General features: G+C 68.7%; 12 protein-coding genes and 1 pseudogene. 9 read left to right on the forward strand and 4 right to left on the reverse strand.

The genetic code is table 11. The features are described 5' to 3' along the window. Both B3D50_RS15435 and dapF read right to left on the reverse strand, forming a co-directional pair. Positions 1–518, reverse strand: a pseudogene (locus tag B3D50_RS15435) (NADP-dependent malic enzyme); the annotation flags it as partial. Between the two features lie 100 nt (positions 519–618). Beyond that, positions 619–1,506, reverse strand: coding sequence for a diaminopimelate epimerase (gene dapF, locus B3D50_RS15440; protein ID WP_286952551.1), 888 nt, complete (start codon positions 1,504–1,506; stop codon positions 619–621). 49 nt (positions 1,507–1,555) lie between these two features. Between dapF and B3D50_RS15445 the strand changes: the two genes are divergently transcribed. The 7 genes from B3D50_RS15445 (at position 1,556) to B3D50_RS15475 (ending at position 11,925) form a co-directional block, all read left to right on the forward strand. Continuing rightward, positions 1,556–2,359 carry a potassium channel family protein gene (locus B3D50_RS15445; RefSeq protein WP_040346413.1) on the forward strand — a complete coding sequence of 268 codons (804 nt, stop codon included), beginning with the start codon at positions 1,556–1,558 and terminating at the stop codon, positions 2,357–2,359. Positions 2,360–2,471: 112 nt separating this feature from the next. Next, complete coding sequence (locus B3D50_RS15450) at positions 2,472–4,643, forward strand: prolyl oligopeptidase family serine peptidase (protein ID WP_286952553.1); 2,172 nt, start codon at positions 2,472–2,474, stop codon at positions 4,641–4,643. Between the two features lie 18 nt (positions 4,644–4,661). Then, positions 4,662–6,878, forward strand: coding sequence for a prolyl oligopeptidase family serine peptidase (locus B3D50_RS15455; RefSeq protein WP_286952555.1), 2,217 nt, complete (start codon positions 4,662–4,664; stop codon positions 6,876–6,878). Between the two features lie 80 nt (positions 6,879–6,958). Beyond that, the gene (locus B3D50_RS15460; protein WP_286952557.1) at positions 6,959–7,711 is read left to right on the forward strand and encodes a DUF1223 domain-containing protein; all 753 of its coding nucleotides are present in this window, start codon (positions 6,959–6,961) and stop codon (positions 7,709–7,711) included. A 77-nt stretch (positions 7,712–7,788) separates the two neighbouring features. After that, positions 7,789–9,756 (forward strand): potassium transporter Kup, encoded by a 1,968-nt coding sequence (locus B3D50_RS15465; protein WP_003166508.1) that lies wholly within the window; start codon positions 7,789–7,791, stop codon positions 9,754–9,756. Continuing rightward, positions 9,753–11,150, forward strand: a complete 1,398-nt coding sequence (locus B3D50_RS15470; RefSeq protein WP_286952559.1) for an RsmB/NOP family class I SAM-dependent RNA methyltransferase — start codon at positions 9,753–9,755, stop codon at positions 11,148–11,150. The genes B3D50_RS15465 and B3D50_RS15470 overlap by 4 nt, the downstream gene beginning before the upstream one ends. 4 nt (positions 11,151–11,154) lie before the next feature. After that, positions 11,155–11,925 (forward strand): class I SAM-dependent methyltransferase, encoded by a 771-nt coding sequence (locus B3D50_RS15475; protein WP_286952560.1) that lies wholly within the window; start codon positions 11,155–11,157, stop codon positions 11,923–11,925. A gap of 26 nt (positions 11,926–11,951) precedes the next feature. Here B3D50_RS15475 and B3D50_RS15480 read toward each other — a convergent pair whose 3' ends face one another. After that, positions 11,952–12,362, reverse strand: coding sequence for a metallopeptidase family protein (locus B3D50_RS15480; RefSeq protein WP_138142263.1), 411 nt, complete (start codon positions 12,360–12,362; stop codon positions 11,952–11,954). 156 nt (positions 12,363–12,518) lie between these two features. On the opposite strand from B3D50_RS15480, the gene B3D50_RS15485 reads away from it, so the two are divergent. Beyond that, positions 12,519–14,843, forward strand: a complete 2,325-nt coding sequence (locus B3D50_RS15485) for an ATP-binding protein (RefSeq protein WP_286952562.1) — start codon at positions 12,519–12,521, stop codon at positions 14,841–14,843. Positions 14,844–14,896: 53 nt separating this feature from the next. Beyond that, a complete protein-coding gene (locus B3D50_RS15490; protein ID WP_087141411.1) occupies positions 14,897–15,751 on the forward strand; it encodes an HAD family hydrolase in 855 nt (284 codons plus the stop codon). On the opposite strand, the gene B3D50_RS15495 is transcribed toward B3D50_RS15490, so the two are convergent. Next, on the reverse strand, positions 15,723–16,529 hold the full coding sequence (locus B3D50_RS15495) for a kinase (protein ID WP_286952564.1): 807 nt from the start codon (positions 16,527–16,529) through the stop codon (positions 15,723–15,725). The genes B3D50_RS15490 and B3D50_RS15495 overlap by 29 nt on opposite strands. Position 16,530: the final 1 nt, after the last annotated feature.

Here is a 16,530-nt window from a genome sequence, read left to right on the forward strand (position 1 = left end):
GCGGTGCCGTGCTGGTCGTCGTGGAAGACGGGGATGTCCAGCAGATCCTGCAGCTGGGCCTCGATCTCGAAGCATTCGGGGGACTTGATGTCCTCCAGGTTGATGCCGCCCCAGGTGTCGCCGATGTTCTTGACCACGGTGACGAACTCATCCGGGTCGGTGGTCTTCACCTCGACGTCGAAGCTGTCGACGTCGGCGAAGCGTTTGAACAGGACCGACTTGCCTTCCATCACCGGCTTGGACGCCATGTGGCCCAGGTTGCCCAGGCCCAGGATGGCGGTGCCGTTCGAGATGACGGCGACCATGTTCCCCTTGGCGGTGTAGTCATAGGCCTTGTCCGCATCGGCGGCGATGGCCAGGACCGGCACGGCCACGCCCGGCGAATAGGCCAGCGACAGGTCGCGCTGGGTCGCCATCGGCTTAGTCGGGGCCATGGAGATCTTGCCCGGCGTCGGATCGCTGTGGAACTCCAGAGCGTCGTCGTCGGAGAAGGTCTGTTTATCGGTCAATTCGGGCATTTCGATCTCGGGAAGGGGCAGGCGCATTTCGTTCCTAGATCGTGGGATGGACGGGGACAACCGCTGACGCTGGGTCAAGGCCGATTGCGTGGTTTCTCCGTCACGCGGCGGGTAGGAAGCCCGTCCCTTCGATCTCGACCGGGCCGGTCATGAAAACGTGGCCGGACGCCTCGTCCCAGTCGATGGTCAGTTCGCCGCCGTCGACCGTCACGGCGGCCTTTCGGTCGGTCAGACCGCGCCGCGCCGAGGCGACCAGGGCCGCGCAGGCGCCGGTGCCGCAGGCCAAAGTCAGGCCCGCTCCGCGCTCCCACACCCGCAACCGAATGTGATCGCGGGCCCGCACGTCAGCGAAGCCGACGTTGACCCCCTCGGGGAACAGGGGGTGGTGCTCGACCAGGGAGCCGGAGCCGCGCACGAAGGCGTCGTCCAGCCGGTCGGTGAAGAAGACGACGTGGGGATTGCCCATCGACACCGCGCCCGGCGTGTGCAGCACGGGGGCGTCGATCGGTCCGATCTGAAGCTCGATGCCGCGCGTGTCCATGTCTTCCGACAGCGGCACCTGGGACCAGTCGAGGCGCGGCGCGCCCATGTCCACGGTGACTTGATGGGTCGCGGCCGTCGATCCTTCGGGGTCGCCCGATCCGACGCGGCCCGCCGCCCGGCGCGCCGTGGTCGGTCCGCCCAGGGTGTCGATGACCACCTCTTCCTTGTCGGTCGCCTGCAGCAGCAGCCAGCCGACGCAGCGCAGGGCGTTGCCGCAGGTCTCGACCATGGAGCCGTCGGCGTTCCAGACCCGCATGAAGGCGTCGGCCGTCTCGGACGGCTCGACGCCGATCAACTGGTCGAAACCGCCCAGACCCGCCGCCGGATCGGCCAGGGCGCGCACCTGATCCGCGGTCGGGTGGAAGGGTTCTTCGAAGGCCTGGACGACGATGAAGGCGTTTCCGGCACCGTTCATGCGGATGTAGGGTCGGGCGGGCTGGCTCATGATCGCCTTCATATAGGATTTTTCGCCGGTTCATGTATCGGTGGCGGCGATGACGTCTGACCAGAGCCAAACCGCCAAATCCGACGGGCTGCGGCTGAGGGCGCGCCTGCGCTACCTCTACCACGGCTCCCAGCCGGCGGCGGTGAAGTTCCGCCTGATGGTCATCGTCATCGACCTGGCCATCATCGGCTTCTTCCTGGCCACGCCGATCCTGAAGGAGGCGGGCTGGGCCTTCTATGTCTTGGACTATCTGATCGCCGCCGTTCTTGGGCTGGACCTGGCGGCGCGGGCCTACGCCTATTCCGACATCCGGTCCTGGCTGAAGCGGCCGATCGTCTGGGTCGATCTGTTCGTCCTGGCGACCCTGTTGTTCCCGGCCTGGCTGGCCAATCTGGGCTTCCTGCGGTTGCTGCGGTTCTGGAGCCTGCTGAACAGCGACCTGTTCTGGCGCACCATCGGCCGCCGCTTCGACGACACGCGGGTCGAGGAGGTCACACGGGCCCTGACCGCCCTGGTCACCTTCGTCTTCGTCGTGACCGGCTTCGTCTACGCCTATTTCAGGGGCAAGGCCGAGCACATCAACGGCTATCTGGACGCCCTCTATTTCACCGTCGCCACCCTGACGACGACGGGCTTTGGGGACATCACCCTGCCGGGCAACTGGGGGCGGGTCATCTCCATCGTCGTCATGCTGGTGGGCATCACCCTGTTCATCCGCCTGGCCCAGACCCTGATCCGGCCGCACAAGGTCAAATTCCCCTGCCCCACCTGCGGGCTTCAGAAGCACGATCCCGACGCCGTTCACTGCAAGGCCTGCGGCCAGATCCTGTGCATCCCCGACGACGGCGATTGAGTCTCGCCCTGCGGCGAAAGATTACAAGCCCGTAAGATTACAGACGCTTGCCCCTCGCCCTCGCCCTCGCCAAGGTGCCGCGCGAAAACACTCGTCCGTTGGGGGACACATAATGACCATCCGCTCGCTGGCGTCCGTCGCCGCCCTTCTTCTCGCCGCCGGAGCCGCACCCGTCGCCATGGCCCAAGCCACCGTTTCCGCAAGCGCCGCCTCGACGGCTCCGGGCTTCGCCGCCAGCGACGCGACCGACCCCTACATCTGGCTGGAGGAGGTCGAGGGCGACCGCGCCATGGCGTGGGTCAAGGCGCACAACGAGACCTCTCTGGGCGTGCTGCAGGGCGATCCGCGCTATGAGGGCCTGCACCAGCAAGCGCTGGACCTGGTGCAGTCGCGCGACCGCATCCCCTCGCCCGGCTTCACCCACGACGGCCACGTCGACAACTTCTGGCAGGACGCCGAGCATGTGCGCGGCATCTGGCGCCGCACGACGCTGGACTCCTATCGCACCGACGCGCCGCAGTGGGAGACCATCCTAGACATCGACGCCCTGTCGGCGGCCGAGGGCGCCAACTGGGTCTATAAAGGCGCGTCCTGCCTGCCGCCCGAGGAACGCTATTGCCTGATCTCCCTGTCGAACGGCGGCAAGGACGCTGTGACGGTCCGCGAGTTCGACAGCGTCACGAAAACCTTCGTGGAGGGCGGCGTCAGCCTGCCGGAATCCAAGGGCGGCGCCAGCTGGATCGACAGGGACACCCTGCTGATCTCGCGCGACTTCGGCGAGGGCTCGCTGACGGACTCGGGCTATCCGCGCACCGTGCGTCTGATGAAGCGCGGCCAGAGCGTCGATCAGGCGGTCGAAGTCTTCGCCGGTCAGCAGACCGACGTCTCGGTTTCGGGCTACACCCTGCGCGACGCCGACGGCGTAGTGCAGGCGGTGCTGCTGAACCGGGGGATCAACTTCTATGAGAGCGAGACCTGGCGCCTGAACGTCGACGGCTCGACGACCAAGCTGGAGCTGCCGCTCAAGTCCAACATCAACGCCCTCGTCGCCGGCCAGCTGGTGGTGACGACGGACCAGGACTGGACCGCGCCTTCGGGCCAGGAATTCAAGACCGGCGACGTCATCGCCTGGAACCTGCAGGCCTGGCTGGCCGATCCCAAGACCCCGGCGCAACTGGTGATCCGTCCCGGCGAGCGCGAGGCGATCGAGGGCGTCAACGCCACCCGCAACAAGCTGGTCGTCGCCCTGTACGAGAACGTGCGCGGCTCGGTCTACGTCTATGATCCGGCTGATTGGAGCCGCACGCGCCTGGACCTGCCGCAGAACGTCTCGGTCGGCGTCGGTTCGGCGTCGGAGCGCGACGACAAGATCTTCGTCAGCGTCACCGGCTATCTGAATCCGTCCAGCCTGTATCTGGCCGATGCGGCGACCGGCGCGGTCGCCCTGACCAAGGCCCTGCCGGACAAGTTCGACGCCAGCGGCATGCGCGTCGATCAGTTCGAGGCGCGCAGCGCTGACGGGACGATGATCCCCTATTTCGTCGTCCACAAGGACGCCATGGCGTTGGACGGCTCGAATCCGACGCTGCTCTACGGCTACGGCGGTTTCCAGTCGTCGCTGCTGCCCGGCTATTCGCCGACGGTCGGCAAGCTGTGGCTGGAGCGCGGCGGCGTCTATGTCATCGCCAACACCCGCGGCGGCGGCGAGTTCGGCCCGAAATGGCACCAGGCGGCACAGCAGGAGAACCGCCAGCGCGCGCATGAGGACTTCCAGGCTGTGGCCCAGGATCTGATCACGCGCGGCGTCACCTCTCAGCCGCACCTGGGGATCATGGGCGGCTCGCAGGGCGGCCTCTTCATGGGCGCCATGCTGACCCAGCGCCCGGACCTGATCAACGCGGCGGTCATCCAGGTGCCCCTGTTCGATATGCTGCGCTTCCACAAGCTGCTGGCCGGCGCCTCGTGGATCGGTGAATACGGCAATCCGGACATCCCCGAACAGCGGGCCTGGATCGAGCAGTATTCGCCCTACCAGAAGCTGGCGGCGGGTCAGCCCTACCCCGAGGTCTTCATCCACACCTCGACCAAGGACGACCGCGTCCACCCCGGCCACGCCCGCAAGGCGGCGGCGCGGATGGAAGAGCTGGGCTACCCGGTCCTCTTCTATGAAAACGTCGACGGCGGTCACGCGGCCGGCGCCAACCTGCGCGAAACGGCCCGCCGCATCGCGCTGGAATACACCTATCTGACCCGTCGGCTGATGGATCAGCCGGCGCAGCGGTAATCGACGGAGCCCGAGATCATGATGAAGTCCCTGTTTCTGTCCGTCGCCCTGCCCGCCCTGATGCTGGCCGCCGCGCCCGCTCTAGCTGAGAGCGTCGCGTCCGATCCCGCCGCCGCCTCGGCGACGACCCTGCCGCCGCACTTCCCGCGCGACCTGTCGCCCGAGGGGGTCAGGGCCGCCGACGATCATCTGGCGCTGGAAGAGGTGGACGGCGCCGAGGCCCGCGCCTTCGTCGCCGCCTCGAATGAAAAGGCCCTGGCGGCCCTGACCGGCGACCGCCGCTATGAGCCCTTCCGCCAGCAGGCCGAGGCCATCCTGACCGCCACCGACCGCATCCCCGGCGTCAGCTTCCTGGGCGAAGGCCTGGGGAATTTCTGGCAGGACGCGGCCAATCCGAAGGGCGTCTGGCGCCGCACGACGCTGGACTCCTATCGCACGGCCCAGCCCCAGTGGGAGACGCTGCTGGACATCGACGCCCTGGCCAAGGCCGAGGGCAAGGACTGGGTGTTCAAGGGCGCCAACTGCCTGGCGCCGGACGAGACCCGCTGCCTGATCAACCTGTCGGACGGCGGCAAGGACGCCGTGACGGTGCGCGAATTCGACCTGACGACCAAGCGGTTCGTGGACGGCGGCTTCGTCATCCCCGAGGGCAAGCACCGCATCAGCTGGCTGGACCGCGACACCCTGCTGATCGCCACCGACTTCGGCCAGCAAGGCGGTCGGGGCAGCCTGACGGAGTCGGGCTATCCCTTCATCGTCAAATCCTTGACGCGCGGCCATCCGCTGGCGCACGCGACAGAGGTCTATCGCGGCCAGCAAGGCGACGGCGGCTACGGCGTCTCTCCCATGGTCTTCCGCGACAAGGCGGGCGCGGTCGAGGCCGTGCTGTTCAGCCGTCCGCTGGACACCTTCCGCTCGGAACTCTGGGCGCTGGGGGCCAATGGAAAGCCGCACAAGCTGAACCTGCCGGAACGTGTTGCGGTTGAAGGCGTCATGGAGGGCAGCCTCATCTTCTCGCCAGACCAAGCGTGGAGCTTCGACGGTCAAGACTACGCCGCCGGTTCGCTTTTGGCCCTGCCGATGGGTGTGCTCGGCGACGTGCGCCAGAGCATCCGCATCGACGCGAAGTCCGCGACCATCTTCACGCCCGGCCCGCGCCAGTCGCTGCAGAACGTCAGCGTGTTCGAAGACAACATCGTCGCCGTCATCGCCGACAACGTCGTCGGCACGCTGAAGCGTTTCACGCCGGGCGCCGACGGCTGGACCGCGACCGACATCGCGGTCCCCGCCAACAGCGCCGTGGGTCTGGGCGACAGCTCCAAGGCCAAGGGCCAGGTCTTCGTCTCGACGCAAGGCTTCCTGACGCCGCCGACGCTCAGCCTGGCCGACGTCTCGACCGGCGCCCTGACCGAACTGAAATCGGCGCCGGCCAAGTTCGACGCCTCGACCCATGTGGTTGAGCAGTTCGAGGCGACCTCGACCGACGGGACGAAAATCCCCTACTTCGTCACCCGGCCCAAGAATCTGGCGATGGACGGGACCGGCCCGACCATTCTGTTCGGCTATGGCGGCTTCCAGGCCAGCTTCCCGCCCGCCTACAAGCCCGAGATGGGCAAGCTGTGGCTCGAGAACGGCGGGGTCTTCGTCCAGGCCAACATCCGCGGCGGCGGCGAGTTCGGCCCCGGCTGGCACCAGGCGGCCCTGCGCGAGAACCGCCAGCGCGCCTTCGACGACTTCGCCGCCGTGGCCCGCGATCTGGAGCAGCGCCGCATCACCAGCCCGCGCCATCTGGGCATCTACGGTCGCTCGAACGGCGGCGTGCTGACCTCGGTGTCCATCACCCAGCATCCGGAGCTGTTCAATGCGGCGGTCATCGAAAGCCCGCTGATCGACATGCTGCGCTATCAGGAGCTGCCGGCGGGCGCCTCGTGGATGGGCGAGTACGGCGATCCGCGCATTCCGGGCGACGCCGAATTCATCGCCCGCTACTCGGCCTATCAGCAGCTGCGGCCCGAGGTGAAGTATCCGCGCGTCTACATCACCACCAACACGCGCGATGATCGGGTCCACCCCGGCCACGCCCGCAAGTTCGCGGCGCGCCTGGGCGACCAGGGCCACGACCACCTCTATTTCGAGGACACGGCGGGCGGTCACTCCAACGACGCCGATCCGGTGGCCAACGCCCGCCGCTGGGCGCGTCACTACGTCTATCTGGCCCAGCAGCTGATGGACTGATTGTAGCGCTCGTCGCGTCCGACGCGCCGCTCACGCATTTATGAGCGGCGTTCTCGGGCCGAAGGGATAGGATCGCCGCCATGATGGCACGGGGCCTGTTCAGGTACGGGATGACGGCGGCGGTCGCGGGGGCGGGCCTGCTGGCCGTCGCCGCCGCGCCGTCGCGCGAGCGCGACGCCCCGGTCCAGCCGGTGGTGGTCGAGCTGTTCACCGCCCAGGGCTGCTCGGGCTGTCCCGACGCCAACCGCATGGTCGAGACGGTGGCCCAGAATCCGGGCGTGATCGTCCTGACCTACGGCGTCGACTACTGGGACTATCTGGGCTGGTCCGACACCTTCGCCCGGCCCGAGTTCGCCGAGCGCCAGCGCGCCTATCGCCAGGCCTTGAAGTTGCGGAACGTCTCGACGCCGCAGGTGGTGATCGACGGACGTCGTCATGTCTCGGGCGCGCGCTCGCCGGAGCTGAAGGCGGCGGTCGAGGCCGAGGCGCAGGGCCGGGGCTGGCCGCCCGAGATCGAGTTCCGCGAGACGGGCGACCGGGTCGGCATCGGCTCGGGCCGCCCGCCGCGCGGCGGGGCTGAAGTCGTCGCCGTTGTCTATCGACCGGGGCAGCAGACGGTCGAGGTCAAGGGCGGCGACAACCGCGGCCGGGCGGTGACCCACGTCAATGTGGTGCGCGAGGTGCGCCGTCTGGGCGATTGGAACGGCCGGCCCGTGCTGTTCCCCCTGCCTCAGGACGCAGGGGTCGATGAAGGGGTGGTGGTGCTGTTGCAGGCCAAGGACGATCGTCGCATCCTGTCGTCCGCTGCGCGTCCGGAACCGGGGCGCGATTGAACCGCTGACGGAAAAGGTCTAAAGGCCCGCCGCTCTTGATGGGCGCGCGCCTCCTCGCGCGACCCGGAGAACATTGCATGGTCGGGGATACGCCCCGCGGCGACGCCGCGCCAACCGCCAACGCCTCCTCTTCTGCGAACGCCCAGACTCCGCCTTCCGGCGGGGCGCACGGCCATGGCGGAGGCAAGGCCAGTCATCGCGCTCTGATCCTGGGCGCCATCGGCGTGGTCTTCGGCGACATCGGCACCAGCCCGATCTACGCCCTGCGCGAGGCGACGGCCCACGCTCAGAAGGGCGTCGGCGGCGATCTGGCGATCATCGGCGTGGTGTCGCTGGCCTTCTGGGCCCTGATGGTCGTCGTGACGTTCAAATACGTCATGTTCCTGATGCGGGCCGACAACAAGGGCGAGGGCGGCACCCTGTCGCTGATGGCCCTGGCCCAGCACGCCATCGGTCGACGCAGCGCCTGGCTGTTCGTGCTGGGCGTCTGCGGCGCGGCCCTGTTCTACTCCGACGGCGTCATCACGCCCGCCATCTCGGTCCTGTCGGCGGTCGAAGGCCTGCAGGAGGCGCCCGGTCTGAACGGCCGTCTGGACCCCTTCATCCTGCCGCTGGCGGCGGGCATCCTGATCGCCCTCTTCCTGGTGCAGTCGCGCGGCACGGCGGGGCTGGCCAAATTCTTCGGCCCGATCACCCTGATCTGGTTCCTGTCGCTGGGCCTGCTGGGTGTGGTCCATATCTTCGACGACCTGTCGATCCTGAAGGCCCTGTCGCCCTACTATGGGATCAAGCTGCTGATCGCCGACGGCTTCCTGGGTTTCGTCATCCTGGGCAGCGTCTTCCTGGCCGTCACCGGGGCCGAGGCGCTGTATGCGGACATGGGCCATTTCGGCAAGGCGCCGATCCGCCAGAGCTGGCTGTTCATTGTCCTGCCGTGCCTGACGCTTTGCTATCTGGGTCAGGGCGCCTTCCTGCTGTCGCACCCCGGCGCGGCGGACAATCCCTTCTGGAACATGGTGCCGCAGCTGGCCTATTGGCCGATGCTGATCCTGGCCACGGCGGCCACGGTGATCGCCAGCCAGGCGATGATCACGGGCGCCTTCTCGGTCACGCAGCAGGCGGTCCAGCTGGGCCTGTTGCCGCGCATCGACATCCGCAACACCTCCGAGACCCAGGCCGGTCAGATCTATGTCCCGGCGATCAACAGCCTGTTGCTGGTCGGGGTGCTGTTCGTCTTGGTCAGCTTCCAGTCGTCCCACAACCTGACGGCGGCCTATGGCGTGGCGGTGACGGGGACCATGATGGTCAACACCCTGATGGCCTTCACCGTCGTGCGTCACAAGTGGAAGTGGTCGTGGTGGGCCATCCTGCTGACTCTGGTGCCGTTCGGCTTCATCGACGCGGTCTTCCTGACCTCGAACCTGCTGAAGATCCCGGCCGGCGCGTGGATGCCTCTGGTGCTGGGCGGGGGCTTGGTCATGCTGATGTGGACCTGGGTGCGCGGCTCCCAGATCCTGGCTGACAAGACGCGTAAGGACAGCCTGCCGCTGAACGACCTGATCGAGATGCTGCGCGCCCGTCCGCCGCACCGGGCGCCGGGCACGGCCATCTTCCTGACCTCCGATCCGGACGTCGCGCCCGTGGCTCTGATGCACAACCTCAAGCACAATAAGGTGCTGCACGAGAAGAACATCATCCTGACGGTTCACACCTCGGACCGGCCGCGCGTGCCGGACCTGCAAAGGGTGGCGGTCGAGCCGATCAGCGATGATTTCAAGCGTCTGACCCTGACCTTCGGCTATATGGAGACGCCGAACGTGCCGCGCGCCCTGGGTCTGTGTCGCAAGCAGGGGCTGAAGTTCGACATCATGTCGACCAGCTTCTTCCTGGGCCGTCGCTCGGTCGTTCCTTCCGCCCGCCAGGGCATGCCTCTGTGGCAAGACAAGCTGTTTATCTTCCTGATGCGTAACGCCGCCAATCCGACCGACTTCTTCCGCATTCCGCCCGGCCGCGTGGTCGAGCTCGGCACCCAGGTGTCGGTGTGAGCGGGGGCGCGCCCAAGGGCACAAGCTCCGCCGCGCGCGGCCGCCGCATCGCCGAAAAGGCGCGCGGCCCGCGTCGTGAAGCGCCCCGGCAGCCCGTCGCGGACGATCCGCACGCCGACATCGGCGTCGAGGCGCGGCTGGTGGCGGGCGTCCTTCTGAACGCGGCGCTGGAGAAGCGCACGGGGCTGGACGAGGCCCTGTCGCAATCGCCCGCGCGCGACCTGCCGCCTCAGGATCGGGCCTTCGCCCGCGCCGTCGCCATGGCGGCTTTGCGTCGTCTGGGCGAGATCGACCAGATCCTCGAGCGTCGTCTGCAGAAGGCGCCGCCGCTGGCCGTCATGACCATCTTGCGCGTCGCCCTGGCCCAGACCCTGGTGCTGGAGACGCCCGCCTTCGCGGCAGTGTCTACGGCGGTGAAGCTGGCCGAGCGCGACGCCAAGACGCGGCCGTACAAGAATCTGGTCAACGCCGTGCTGCGCGGCGTCGGCCGCGACGGCCCCGGCCTGACGACCGCCGAATCCAACCTGCCCGACTGGCTGGCGGCGCGGTGGAAGGCGACTTACGGCGAGGCGGCCCTGATCGGCCTGGCCCTGGCCACGCGCGAAGAACCGGCGACCGACCTGACGGCCAAGCCCGGCGTGGATCCGGCTGAGCTGGCGGCGTCGGTCGAGGGCGAAGCCCTGCCCGGCGGCACGGTCCGCACCGGCAAGCGCGGCGATGTCGCTTCCTGGCCCGGTTTCGAAGCCGGCGACTGGTGGGTCCAGGACGCGGCCGCGGCCGTCCCCGCCCGCCTGCTGGCGGTCAAGGCGGGCGAGACGGCGCTGGACCTGTGCGCCGCGCCGGGCGGCAAGACGCTGCAACTGGCCGCCGCCGGGGCCGAGGTCGTCGCCCTGGACCGCTCCGAAACGCGTCTGAAACGTCTGCGCCAGAATTTCGAGCGCATGAAGCTCAAGGCCGAGGTCGTCGCCGTCCCGGCTGAAGACTGGGAAGACGACCGCATGTTCGACGCGGTTCTGTTGGACGCGCCCTGCACGGCCACCGGCACCTATCGCCGCAACCCCGAGGTTCTGCGCGCCACCCGCCCCGCCGACGTGGCCAAGCTGGCCGACGTGCAGCATCGCCTGCTGGACGCGGCCGCCGAGAAGGTGAAGCCGGGCGGCCGTCTGGTCTATTGCGTCTGCTCGCTGGAACGCGAAGAGGGCGAGACGCAGGTCATCGCCTTCCTGCGCCGCAACCCGGCTTTCCGCACCGTCGCGGCGGTCCCAGCTGAGGTCGGCGCCCCGGACGAGGCGCTGACGCCCGAGGGCTGGCTGCGCATCCTGCCCTCGCAGTGGGCCGAGAAGGGCGGCCTGGACGGCTTCTTCGCCGCCAAGCTGGAGCGGATCGCGGACTAGGCCGATGAGCGCGAATCTTTGCAATCGCTACGCCGGTCTGGCGGCGCGGGTCTATGATCTGGACAAGCCGATCGGCCGATCCTTCGGCGACGTGGAATTCTATACGCGCCGGTTGGAAATCTGCGACGGACCCGTGCTGGAGCCGGCGGTCGGTTCTGGTCGCGTGCTGGTCCCTCTGCTTGAGGCCGGCTTCGACGTCACGGGTTTCGACGCCTCTGCGGCCATGTTGGACCTCTGTCGGGCGGCGTGCGAGGCGCGAGGTCTGAGGGCGGAGCTGTCTGTGGCCCGCTTCGACGACTTCTCCTATGCGACGCCTTTTGGCGCGGTCGTTCTTCCCGCCGGCTCATTCCAGCTGATCGCCACGGCCCAGGAAGGTCTGGCCGCGCTCAAGCGCTTCCATGACCATCTGCAGCCGGGCGGCCGTCTGATCCTCGACCTTGATCCCGTCTCCGCTGTCTTGGCGCCGCCGGGACCAACGCGGCGCTGGACCGATGCGAACGGCGACCTGCTGACCCTGGCCGAGGAGCGTATCGATTCCGATCTGCTGAACCAGACGGTCGTTTCGCATCTTCGCTATGATCTTTGGACGGACGGTCGTCTGAGCGCATCGGAGCTGGAGCTGTTCACCCTACGCTGGTGGAGCGTCGAGGAGATGCGGCTGGCGTTGGGGGCGGCGGGTTTCGTCGACGTCATCGTCTCCGGGGGCTACGAGCACGGGCGGCTCCCGCGACGCGAGGATGACGTCATCACCTTCGAGGCGCGGCGCCCTTCGTAACATCGCAAATCGGACCGACGTCGTCCTCAGTCCTCGTCGTCCTCGATGGCGTGGATCTGGTCGTCGTCCAGGCCCAGGTGGTGGCCGATTTCGTGGATCAGGACGTGGGCTATGATCTCGGCCAGGCCGACGTCGCCGCGCTCGCACCATTCGTCGAGGATGGGCCGGCGGTAGAGGAAGACGCGCGACGGCTCCGGCGCCGGACCCATGGCGTCGCGTTCGCCGATGTGGACGCCGGAATAGAGGCCGGTCAGCTCGAACGGGTCTTCGATCTCCAGATCACGCAGGATGTCCTCGTCGGCGAAGTCGTCGACGCGGATGACGACGTCGCCCGCCGCCTGGCGAAACAGGTCGGGCAGGCCGGCGAAGGCCTCTTCGGCCAGGCGGGCGAAATCGTCGAGCGAGGGGGCGAGCTGGTCGGTCCAGGGCGTTGTCATGTCGGGGATATCGCCCGCGTCGGGCCGGGCCGCAATCGCAGAGGCGGCCGCGCGTGCATGGGCCGCATCGCAATTCGCCCAATCAGAGTATGGTAAACGGCGAATCGGCCTGTCCTGAAGGGCGGCTGGACATGGATCGGATTTTCTGGGGAAGGCATGGCCGAGGCGGATCTCGCGGCCGACATCGCCTTTGCGGCCACGGCGGGGGCGGCGGGGCTGGCGCTGGCGGTCAGCGTCTGGGCCTGGCGCCTGCGCGCCCGGCTGGTCGCGCGCGCGGGCGAGGTCGAGGACGATCTTGCGGGCGCCCGGATGCAGGCGGAGGCGGGAGCGACCGCCCTTATGGCGTTCGACGACGTGCGTCTGGGGCTGGGACCGAACGGCGAGATCGAGAGCGTGTTCGGCGCGTCGGACGTGCTGGCGGCCTTGGCGCCGGGCCTGGACGCGGCAGGCGCCGCCGAGGCCATTCTGTCGGCGCTGAGACAATCGCACACCGGCCGCATGGAGGCCCTGATTGACGCCGGAGAGGCGTTCGAGACCCTGCTGGAGACCTCTGACGGAACCTGGGCCGTCGAAGGGCGGCCGCACGGTGGCGGGGCCTGGCTGCGGCTGTCGCGCCTGGGCGGTCCCGATACGGGCGGCGAAGCCGGGCCGGGCGCCCTGGCCGAGCAATCACCTGCGCCGACCTGGGTGGTCGATGGGGCGGGCCATCTGATCTGGGCCAACAGCGCCTGGCTGCTGGAGACGGGCGCCGAGACGCTGGATGAGGCGCGCAGCCGGACCTTGAGCTTCGACCGAGGGGCAGACGCCGTGGTGGCCGAGGCCCTGCGCCTGAACGCGCGTCAGGAGGGCTTTCGCTGGACCACGGCGGGCGGGCGGCGCAGGGCGTGGAAGATCCTGGCCGAGCCGCTGGCGGGCGGGCGGGGCGCCGTCATCGCCTTCGCCATTGAGATGACCGAGGCCGAGGAGACGCGCGACACCCTGCGCCGCCACGTCGAGGCCCATGACGAGACGCTGAACCATCTGGCCGACGCGGTCGCCATCTTCGGCCCGTCCAAGCGGCTGGCTTTCCACAATACCGCCTTCCAGTCGTTGTTCGGGGTCGACCCGGCGTGGCTGGACGAGCGTCCGACCCACGCCGAACTGCTGGACCGGCTGCGCCAGAAGCGTCTGCTGCCCGAGGTCGTCGACTACGCCGCCTGGAAGGCCGAGGAGCTGGACTTCTACGGCGCCGCCCAGGCCTCGCCGGACGACAGCTGGTCCCTGCCCGACGGGCGGACGCTGCGGGTGGTGCGACAGCCGCACCCGCTGGGCGGCATTCTGCTGATCTTTTCGGACATCACCGGCGAGCTGCAGCTGCGCAGCCGCTACAACGCCCAGATTCAGGTCCAGCGCGCGACCCTGGACAAGCTGAACGACGCCGTGGCCGTGTTCGGCTCGGATGGACGGCTGCGGCTGCACAACGAAGCCTTCGAGACCTTCTGGGGCGTCCCCGGCGAGCGGCTGATGGAGGCGGGCGATTTCGACGCCGTGGCCGCCCTGTGCCGTCCGGTCCTGCCCGACGCCGCCCTGTGGCTGGGGCTGAAGGCGCGGGTGGCCGATCCTGACCCGGAAAGCCGCGTGGCCATTTCCGGCGAGGGCCGCACCGAGGACGGCCGCATCGCCGCCTGGCAGACCCGCCCCCTGCCCGACGGCGCCACCCTGGTCGCCTTCTTCGACGTGACCGCCCGGCGCGAACTGGAGCAGGCCCTGGCCGCCAAGGAGGCCGCCCTGGCCGAAAGCCAGGCCCTGAAGCGCGAGTTCGTCGGCAGCGTCTCCTATGAACTACGCACGCCGCTGACGACCATCGTCGGCTATTCCGAACTGCTGGAGGCGATGGGCGACCTGCCCGAGCGCAGCCGCCAGCACGCGGGCGCCATCCGCGTGGCGGCCAGCCATCTGGCCCGCTCCATCGACGACGTGCTGGACATGGCCCAGATCGACGCGGGCGAGATGGAGCTGACCCTGGGCGACGTGCGGGTCTGCGACCTGCTGGACGAGGCGGCGGAAAAGATCCGCGCCAAGGTCGAGGGCCGCGGCGCCGCGCTGAACCTGGCCTGCCCGACAGGGCTGAAGCCGATCCGCGCCGACGTCCGCCGCATCGCCCAGGCGGTCGATCACCTGCTGGAGAACGCCTGCCGCGCGGTGTCCGAAGGCGGCGCGGTCAGCCTGACCGCCGAGGCGGGGCCGGGCGAGGTCCGCATCCGCGTCGAGGACACCGGCCGGGGCATCCCCTATCACCTGCAGGCCCACGTCTTCGACCGCTTCGTGCGGCGCGAGCGCGGCGGGCCGGGCGTGGCCCTGGCCCTGGTCAAGGCGCTGGTCGAACTGCATGGCGGCTGGGCCGAGGTTCAGTCGGAACCGGGCAAGGGCGCGGCCTTCATCCTGCACCTGCCGGTCGAGGCCACGGCGCCGACCGCTGCGCCGGAATTGCTGCTGGGCTGATCTGAGCCGCCCAGTCGTGCTAGAGGGCGTGTCCAGCCTTCCAGGACGTCCTCATGGCCGATACGACCCGCCCCCTGCTCAAGACCGCCGTCATCTATGATTTCGACGGCACCCTGGCGCGAGGAAACATGCAGGAGGTCAGCTTCATCCCCTCGATCGGGATGACGCCGGCCCAGTTCTGGAACGAAACCGTCCGCCCCCGGACCATCGCCTCGGACGGCGACGGCATCCTGATGTACATGCAGATGATGCTGCTGGCCGCGCGCGAGCAGGGCGCGCCCGTGACGCGCCAGACGCTGCGGGACCACGGCCGCGATGTGGCCCTGTTCGAGGGCCTGCGCGATCGCTCCTGGTTCGACCGGATGAACGCCTTCGGCGCCCAGTTCGGGCTGGAGATCGAGCACTACATCATCTCGGCGGGCCTGACCGAGATGATCGAGGGCTGCCCCATCGCCGAGGCCTTCACCCACGTCTTCGCCTCGAAATACGCCTATGACGATGAGGATGTGGCGGTCTGGCCCGCCGTGGGGGTCAACTACACGACCAAGACCCAGTATCTGTTCCGCATCAACAAGGGGGTGCACAACCACTGGGAGGATGAGCGCATCAACCGCTTCATTCCGGACGAGGAGCGCCCCATTCCCTTCGACCGGATGATCTTCCTGGGCGACGGCGACACCGATGTGCCGACCATGAAGATGATGCACACCAAGGGCGGCTTCTCCATCGCCGTCTACGACCCTGACAGCACCCCGCGCGACCACGACAAGATCCATCGCCTGATCTCGGAGGACCGGGTCAACTTCGTCGCGGCGGGCGACTATCGCGAAGGCTCGCCGGTCGATCTGATCGTCAAGGGCTTGATCGGCCGTATCGCCGTCAACTACGGTCGGATGCCGGCGGACTGAGGCGCCGGTCGGCGTCTAGCTGAAACACGAGCTCGGCGCGAACCCCGCCCGCCAGCATATGGCGGGTGATCCGCTCGAAATGCTGGATGAAGACGGCCAGTTCGGCGCGCCTGGCGGGCGACAGATCGGCGGGCGGCAGGCCCATCAGCCCCGCCTCCTGTTCACAGCGCCAGTCCAGCACGGCGTCGAAGGACGGGGCCTTTAAGAACAGCACCGCGTCGAAGCGGGCGAAAGCTTCAGCATAAGGGCCGGCCAGGGCGGCGTTGGCGGCGCGTCGCCAGATCCCCTGCCCGTCCCGTTCGGCTTCCAAGGCGTTGATAGGCGCGGCGAGGTCAGCCTCGGCCTGCGGCGTCGCGCCCAGGCACCAGCCGTCGACCAGCACCGCCGACGGGCGGCCCGCAAACACAGGCCAGTCCGTTCTGGGCGCGCGGTCATCGGCCAGTTTGTCGAAGGCGGGAAGCGGCGTGCGGCTGTCGGCTCCGGCGGCGCGCAGGGCGGCCAGGGCGCGCTCCAACAGCGTCAGGTCGTGCGTCCTCGGCGGGCCGCGCACGGCGAACAGGGGGTGGACCTCGCGGGCCAGGGTCTGGCGTTCGGCCTTGGTCAGATAGACGTCGTCCAGCGACAGATGCGCGGCCCCCAGCCGTTCGGCCGCGATGCGGGCCAGGGTGGTCTTGCCCGAGCCCTGCGCCCCGGCGATCCCGATCAGGGGAATGTGGTCCGGCCGGGCGTGGCGCGCGACCAGAAACCCGACCGCGTCGAGCAGCCGGGTATCGATCATC

Source organism: Brevundimonas sp. UBA7507 (assembly GCF_002478355.1).
Lineage (GTDB): Bacteria > Pseudomonadota > Alphaproteobacteria > Caulobacterales > Caulobacteraceae > Brevundimonas > Brevundimonas diminuta_D.